The 8,205-nt window shown below is 37.4% G+C and carries 6 protein-coding genes; 4 read left to right on the top strand and 2 right to left on the bottom strand.

The features are described from left to right. Nucleotides 1-291: 291 nt before the first annotated feature. Nucleotides 292-498, bottom strand: a complete 207-nt coding sequence (locus ABXH34_RS16180) for a hypothetical protein (RefSeq protein ID WP_353572923.1) — start codon at nucleotides 496-498, stop codon at nucleotides 292-294. A gap of 448 nt (nucleotides 499-946) precedes the next feature. On the opposite strand from ABXH34_RS16180, the gene ABXH34_RS16175 reads away from it, so the two are divergent. From ABXH34_RS16175 to ABXH34_RS16160, 4 genes are all read left to right on the top strand, one after another. Continuing rightward, the gene (locus ABXH34_RS16175) at nucleotides 947-3,442 is read left to right on the top strand and encodes an RCC1 domain-containing protein (RefSeq protein WP_353572922.1); all 2,496 of its coding nucleotides are present in this window, start codon (nucleotides 947-949) and stop codon (nucleotides 3,440-3,442) included. A 332-nt stretch (nucleotides 3,443-3,774) separates the two neighbouring features. Then, nucleotides 3,775-4,458 (top strand): gamma-glutamylcyclotransferase family protein, encoded by a 684-nt coding sequence (locus ABXH34_RS16170; RefSeq protein WP_353572921.1) that lies wholly within the window; start codon nucleotides 3,775-3,777, stop codon nucleotides 4,456-4,458. A gap of 443 nt (nucleotides 4,459-4,901) precedes the next feature. After that, entirely contained in the window at nucleotides 4,902-5,966 is a 1,065-nt protein-coding gene (locus ABXH34_RS16165; RefSeq protein ID WP_353572920.1) for a helix-turn-helix domain-containing protein, read from the top strand. After that, nucleotides 5,950-6,429 (top strand): PIN domain-containing protein, encoded by a 480-nt coding sequence (locus ABXH34_RS16160; RefSeq protein ID WP_353572919.1) that lies wholly within the window; start codon nucleotides 5,950-5,952, stop codon nucleotides 6,427-6,429. Before ABXH34_RS16165 ends, ABXH34_RS16160 begins: the two co-directional genes overlap by 17 nt. A 48-nt stretch (nucleotides 6,430-6,477) precedes the next feature. On the opposite strand, the gene ABXH34_RS16155 is transcribed toward ABXH34_RS16160, so the two are convergent. Then, on the bottom strand, nucleotides 6,478-8,205 hold a 1,728-nt coding region (locus ABXH34_RS16155; RefSeq protein WP_353572918.1), incomplete at its 5' end, for a tetratricopeptide repeat protein.

The following is an 8,205-nucleotide window of genomic DNA, read 5'->3' as shown; positions in this document are numbered from 1 at the left end:
AATCCTATTTGGTAATGCCTGTCCCAAAAGCTCTGCTTTGCGAGATATTATTTAACCAACCGCTCATTATTCAATAACTGGATAGTGGGCTGAACCGAAGACTGTTATCTGCTGCCGCGTTCCCACAAGCGTTGTGGGAATGCCTTCATGACGTGCCACGGCCACGTCGAGTAAATTCATGACACATCGCGTTGGACTGTATTCCTACGTGGCGCGCGCGTAGGAACGAGACAATATCAACTTACGGGAGCGAGCTATAACAGCTTAATTTACTTTACGGGCTATTCATGCTTATGTCTCTGCTCGTAAAACAGTAATCAGCGAATCAAGTCTTTCTCTAATCACTTGAAATAATGCATTTAACGTATCTAAGTCAATATTGTTTTCCGAAATCGAGACCGCTTCACCAATTTCAGCTAAGCTGATAATCACATACATTTCCATAACTAATTCAGAATGGGATTTTTGGGCAGGTGTGTTAACATTCACGTCACTCATGACATGTATCTCCTAAGATGGTTACATCGATTGAGTAGCCCTACTCCGATGTTTAATTCATCGAGATAGGGCGACCTGTTTATGCTTCCATGCCGCTTTATTTACATCCTGTAATGTTTATAATCATACTTAATCATCGTGCATTAGTAAATCATAATTTAAAAGTAACAGGATGCACAATGGAAGAACAATATTCTTATTGCCTCGTTCCCACAAGCGTTGTGAGAATGCCTTCACGACGTGCCACGTCGAGTAAATTAATAGGGCAGATAAGCGATAGCATCATCCATCCTACATGATCTATATTCAAATACTTAGCTCCTCTTACCTTATTTTTTTAATATTCCTAGTCATTGTTAATTGTTTAAATACCATCTAGAAACTTGAATAACCCTTTTTAATAAACTATAACTTAAGCCATTCATATATTCAGTTTAAGGAATTTACAATGCGTTTATTACAAGGGCTTCACCTCATTCTGGGGTGTTTATTAATATTTAACGTGACAGCAGTTGAGCCACAAATTGCTATCGCTGGTAAAACAACATCCATTGTAATGATATTACAACAAGATGGCTCACTCATCAGTTGGGGTGAGAGTTCTGCTGGGCAATTATTACGTGAGACGACTTACCAAAAATATGTCGGTGACATCAATGTGCCTATCCTGTTAGATATTCAAGATGTGGAAGAATTGTTATTGAGTACAGAATATCCAGCAACTTTTGTACGCAAAACAGATGGCACAATATGGTATTGGGGAGAGCCTGCACCACAATTTACACCATCACCTATATTCCCTCTTTTTGACTACACAAAACGCCATATTCCAGTGTTAGCTAATCCGTTACCACAAGGCGATATTAAAAAAGTGATTTATAGCTCTAGTGCAGGGTTTATTTTAACTGACAAAAATGAATTGTGGATATCAAGTCATAATGCTTTGTTTTATCCAGATATTATATCTGAAGCCTCCAAACAAGCTAATGGTTTGGTGCTGTTGACCAAAAATGTGGCTGATTTTTCTGTATCATTTGAATATGTACTTATCGTTAAAACGGATGGCACAGTATGGAGTCTGGGCAAAAATACCAATGGCCAATTAGGCACAGGCGATAAGATCGCATACAATATCCCGCAAAAAATAAACTTATCCAATGTGAAACAAGTGGTTGCATCAACTGGACAGCGTTTTGAAAGCTTTTTTCAACCTGATATTTCCGACAATTATTCTTTGGCCTTAAAAAATGATGGCACTGTGTGGGCTTGGGGTTCTAGTCCTTATTTAGGGATTGGTGCAGCAGAGATTAATGACCAACTAACACCCGTTCAAGTGGATATTGAAGATGTTAAAACCCTAAGTGTTTTTTTTAAACATGTCCTAGCCTTAAAAAATGATGGCACGGTATGGGCTTGGGGGAATAACGATAATGGCCAATTGGGCATTGGTACAAGCAACTCTGTTGATGAAGATGATTTCCTCAGCCAGTTTGTAACTAAACCTATTCAAGTGCTAATCGATGATGTTGCCGCTATTGCAACAGGTTATGACTTTTCTGTTGCCGTTAAAAATGACAACTCGATCTGGACATGGGGTAACAATAAACGAGGTATGTTAGCAGATGGCACAATGATCAGCCATGATACGCCACAATCGATTGTAAAAAATACTCTGTATATGCCAGAAGGTTTTATTGGTGATAATATTGAAGAATTTGTTGCATTACTTAATACCCATGAAGAACCTGTTGATGCAACATGTTCAATTTACTATGAAGATGGCACAGGTTTTAGTTTTCCTTTGAAATTACTGCCTGAGCAACGTTCAAGTTTTAGCTTAAAAGATAAAGGCGTACAATTTTATCGGCCTTTTGCGATGGTGATTGAGCCAAGTAAACGCATTACAGCAACTTTTATTCATTATGGTGAAGGCAATGTGGCTTTGGGTGCAAACTTTACCCCTGTTACCAGTAAAAAATGGTCTACAGCCCAAGGCTTTTACAATCATGAAGATAAAGTCAGAAATTATCTTGTTGGCTTTAATCCTAGTGATGAGTCTGCCAATATTGAGTTGCGTATTACGGGTTTTAGCGATGCTTTTCCACGTGACATTAACCTCACAGTTGCCCCAAAGAGTCGCTTTAGTGTTAAGTTGCAAGACTACCTCAATACTCAAATTCCAGAGCAGCCTATTGGAGCACTGATTTCCTCAGACAAAGAAATTGTGGTTGGTATGACTCAATATGATGATTTTCTGAATGATGGCATATTTATAATTGCAGAACCATCGTGGGGTAACACTAGTGGGTATGTATCAGAAGGTTGGTTATCTGAGAGTGGATTTGAAGTGGTTAATGTTATGAATCCAAATGATACTCAAGCACGGATTTCTTTAAGGAATATCAATCCATACAGTATTTTTAATGATATTATCCTAGAACCTTACCAACAAACCGCGATCGTTTTAAAAGATTTTTTACCTAAAAATCAGCCGCTATCTATTTCTGTGGCTGCAGATTATGGAAAAAATATTGTCGCTAATTTTAACCATTTTGATTTATCTGGACTCAATGGGGTTAATTTTTCACCAAATGCACATACTCACTGGGAGTTTGCCGAAGGCTTTCGTGGAAATGATGTCTTAGAGTTTTTATTGATTAGAAGAATATCGACTTATTATCCTGCTAGCGACATCAAAGTAAAAGTAAAATTATATTACTCTGATGGTCAAGCTAATGCAGAAATAGACCTTGTGATTCCTGATAGGGAAGATAAAGTGGCTCTATTTTTACATGAAGATGATCGAGTACGCTCAAACCCTGACCAAGGTATTTTATACGGCATTACGATTGATGCTGAGCAACCCGTAATTCCTTATTTTGCCCATTATGATTTTAACTTTGGTGGCGCATTCGCATTGTCAGGTACAGGTTGGAATCCTTAAGTAAGTTGATACTCCATTAAATTTAACTAGATAAGTCATGAAATATATTTTCTGATTTATCTAGGAATTCATTGAAATTATATTTACCTCGTTTCCACAAACTGAGTTCTTTTACAGACTTGTTGCGTAGGAACAAAACAAATATAGCCCACACCTTTTTGACATTATTTCAAAGCTTGACGTATTTCTTTAATTATTTGTCTAAGAATGTTTTTTCATATAGCATATGATTGGCATGATTGCTCAAATATATTGAAAAGAAAGAGGATTTGAAAATGTCTTTTTATGGTAACACTCTATTAAAGATAGCCATTGCTTCTATAGCAATACTGATGTCGAATATCCCTCTCAGCTATGCTGATGAAACATGTCATCCAGCAGTTGACTTAAAACAAGCTCAATATTTCATTGGTTATGGCAGCCTCATGAAAGACACTGAAAAACGTCAATACGGTGATAGCACAGGGTTTAACATGCCCGCTTATATCCAAGGTTTTCAACGTGAATGGAGTGCTCGCGGTCCTAATGTGGGTATTACTTTAGCTGCAACGTTTCTTGGTGTGTCAGTCAAAGAAGAGGCAAAAATGGCAGCAGCTATTTTCCGTATTTTTGATGCAAAAGATGTTAGTGCGCTTGATGAACATGAATTTTTCTATTGCCGCTATGCCGTAAAGCGTGAACAAATTCAAATGGCTGATGGCACACCCGTACCCGATGCACAATTCTGGGTTTATGTCACCCGTCCTGAATTTCACAAACCACCCGCTGCTGAATATCCGATTACACAATTCTATGCTGATCTGTTCTTAGAAGGCTGTATTGAGTTAGAAAAGAAATTCCATCTAGATAACTTTTTACAACAATGTATCCAAACAACCGCTTTTTGGTCTGAGCATTGGTTGAATGATCGTCAATATCCACGCGCTGCACCCGCAGTCAATATGAATACATTAATCATTGATAAAGCATTATTAGAAGTGATTCCAGATTATTTTAAAGCTCGCACCATTGAATAAATGATAGGCTTATCTTGTTCCCACATGAAGTTTGTCTCAATACGTGGGAGCGAGTGCAATTATTAGAGTTGTTGTATCCTTAAAAACCATTTGTGAGGAATATCGAGCTTAAGATGTGGATAACTTTTAGCAAAACCTAAAAATCCTAAATCTACTTTTAAATCCAAATTCAGACAAAAAATCCTGCAAATCCTTTCATCCGTTTAATCCTGTTCAACAGCCGCTAAATAATCTTGATAATTCCGTTTTACGGCTTTTGTATTCGGATGCTCTTCCCCAAGTACATCAACAAATATTTTTACAGCTTGCTCATATAAACTTGCATGATAAAAAAATTAATAAGCGACACGTTTTTATACTAAAAATATGTAGTCTTTTTCAGCTAATAAGTAAAAAAAAAAAAAAAAAATATTTATTTTGTAAACTTTAAGGGAGCTAGAACAATGATTGGTATACGAATCCAACGAGCACGTAAAGCGGCAGGCTACTCCCTAGAAAGTCTGGGTAACACTATTGGACTCAGTAAAATGACTGTGAGTAAATTTGAGCGAGATAAACAAACGCCTTCATCACAACAACTTATAGCCCTATCTAAAGCACTAAATGTGCGTATTGAATACTTCTTTCGTACTCAAAACATAGAACTGAGCAATATTGAATATCGTAAAAAATCCAATACACCTAAAAAATTATTGGATAAAATCCATCACTGTATATATGAACAAGCTGAACGTTGGGAAATATTACTCAACCTATACCCAAAGCCACCGATAAAACCGTTTTGCTTACCAAAAAATTTACCAAAATCCATTCAACATATGGATCAGATTGAAATGATTGCGGACACGATGAGAGACCATTGGCAAGTTGGGCGTAATTCTATTCCAGAGATGATTGATACACTGGAAACCTACGGGATTTTAGTCATTGTTATGCACCAAGATGATGCGGGTAAATTCGATGGGTTAGCTGGCACGGTTGGCAATAAGCCCATGATTAGTGTTAGTCAATACTGGTCTGGTGATCGTCAACGTTTTACGCTTGCGCATGAGCTGGGACACATTGTTTTACGGGGACGTTTAGCGGAAAATATAGATGAAGAAAAAGCCTGTAACCGTTTTGCTGGGGCATTTCTGTTACCACAACAAGCAGTACATGCCCATTTTGCACAACATCGTACCGCCTTAGAATCGCAAGAATTATACTTATTAAAACATGAGTTTGGTTTAAGTATGGCAGGCTGTTTATTTCGTTTATTACAATGCGGTATTATCAGTCAAGGTTTATTTACACATTGGCAGCGTTTATTCAGTCAATACGGCTGGCGAAAACATGAACCGAGCAATCCCTATCCTGCTGAAAAAACAATTTTATTCAAACAACTTGTTTACCAAGCCTTGGCAGAAGAATACGTGACCGAAAGCAAAGCGGCTGAATTACTAGGCATGTCAGTAATAGCATTCCATCAACAACGCAAATTAGAGATGACGAATGCAGATATTGATTAGTGATGCTAATATTATCATTGATTTAGAAGAAGGGCTTTTAGTTGAATACTGGTTTAAATTACCTTATCAGTTTCATATACCAGATATTTTATTCAGCGAAGAGTTAGAGCAATCACACAGACATTTGTTAGAAAGGGGCTTAAAATTAAGTGAATTAACACCCCAATCTATTGAATATGCCATAGAGTTGAACGCTCGTTATAATGATCCTAGTATCAATGATTGTTTTGCCTTGGTACTAGCAGTACAAGAAAAATGCCCTTTGTTAACAGGTGATAAAGCCTTACGTAATGCCGCAAAAAATGAAAATGTTGATGTCAAAGGCACACTATGGTTAGTCGAACAAATGATAAAACAACAATTGATTACTGTTCCACAAGCAAAGCAGGCTTATCAATTAATGCGTAATGCAGGAAGGCGATTGCCGTGGAATTTGGTTAATCAACAATTCACTAAAATCTAATTTCAGATATTATGTTGAATTGCTTTCAGTTTATGTACTATATAATGTCTAAATCCTGCAAATCCTTTCATCCTGTTCAACAGCCTCTAAACAATCTTGATAATTTCCTTTTACAATTTTCGTATTTGGATGCTCTTCTCCTAAAACATTGATAAAAATATCTACAGCCTGTTTAAAAAAAGGTAAGGCTTGCTGATACTGATCTTGGGCATAATATAAACTTGCGAGATTATTGAGGCTAGTGGCATAATCAGGATGTTGCTTGCCTAACACTTTTTCACGAATTTCTAAAGCTTGTTGGAACAAAGGTAAAGCTTGCTCATACTGACCTTGGGATTCATATAAACCCGCGAGATTATTGAGACTTTGGGCATAAGATGGATGTTGCTTGCCTAATACTTCTCCCCAAATTTCAGAAGCTTGTTGAAATAAAGGTAAGGCTTGCTCATACTCACTTTGGGATTGATACAATAAAGCGAGATTATTGAGGCTAGTGGCATAATCAGGATGTTGCTTGCCTAATACTTGTTCACGAATCGCTAAAGCTTGTTGGTGCAAAGGTAAGGCTTGCTCATACTGGCCTTGAGATTGATATAAACCTGCAAGATTATTGAGGCTAGCGGCATAAAATGGATGTTGCTTGCCTAACACTTGTTCGACTATTTCTAAAGCGTGTTGGAACAAAGGTAAGGCTTGCTCATACCGACCTTGGGTTCTGTATAATTCTGCGAGCCCACTGAGGCTAGCGGCATAAGATGGATGTTGCTTGCCTAACACTTGTTCACCAATCTTTAAAGCTTGTTGGAACAAAGGTAAGGCTTGCTCATACTGATCTTGAGATTGATATAAGCCTGCAAGATTATTGAGGCTAGCGGCATAAAATGGATGTTGCTTGCCTAACACTTGTTCAGCTATTTCTAAAGCGTGTTGGAACAAAGGTAAGGCTTGCTCATACTGACCTTGAGATTGATATAAACCTGCAAGATTATTGAGGCTTAGGGCATAAGATGGATGTTGCTTGCCTAACACTTGTTCATGAATCGCTAAAGCTTGTTGGTACAAAGGTAAGGCTTGCTGATACTGGCTTTGGGTACGATACAATTCTGCGAGATTATTGAGGCTATTAGCATAAACAGGATGTTGCGTACCTAATATTTGTTCACGAATTGCTAAAGCTTGTTGATACAAAGGTAAAGCTTGGTCATACTTATTAGCATCATAAAAATTGAGTCCTGCTTTATTTAAATATCTAGCTTTATCATAACTTTCTGGTAAGAAATTGGCTGCTTGTAGATAATATTCCGCAGCTTGAAGGTATTTCAATTGGATTTCTGCAATATCTGCACGCTTTCCTAAAATTATTGCAGCAGATATGGTCTTATCTCTTTTTACCTTCTTGATTTTCTCCTCCATTTTCCTCAGTTTTTCAATCCCATCCAATTCATGCTTAAACGCTTTTTGTAACAATTCATCTGCTCTATCAAAATCAACCTTAACATCTTTACCCTCAATAAACTGCCGTGCTTGCTGTAAATATTGCTGTACTTCTGGATCATCTGATACATCAAGCATATTGGCATTGTCTAACAAATTTTTATAATTTTTGGCAATTTCCCGTAACTTCTCATCTAAATTATATCGAGGTACTTGGTTTTTCTCTAAAATCCTAAAGAAATTCTTGACCGCATTATCAGTCACACCCAAATCCGCCGCATATTGAGCAAACGCTTTCTCAGAAACGCCATATTGCTTAACAATATTCATATCACCTGTGCC

Origin of the sequence: Candidatus Albibeggiatoa sp. nov. BB20, assembly GCA_016744725.1 — a bacterium.
In the GTDB taxonomy this organism is placed as follows: Bacteria; Pseudomonadota; Gammaproteobacteria; order Beggiatoales; family Beggiatoaceae; genus Albibeggiatoa.
The sequence above is the reverse complement of the archived record's forward strand: the minus strand, read 5'-3'. Positions and strand labels throughout refer to the sequence as shown.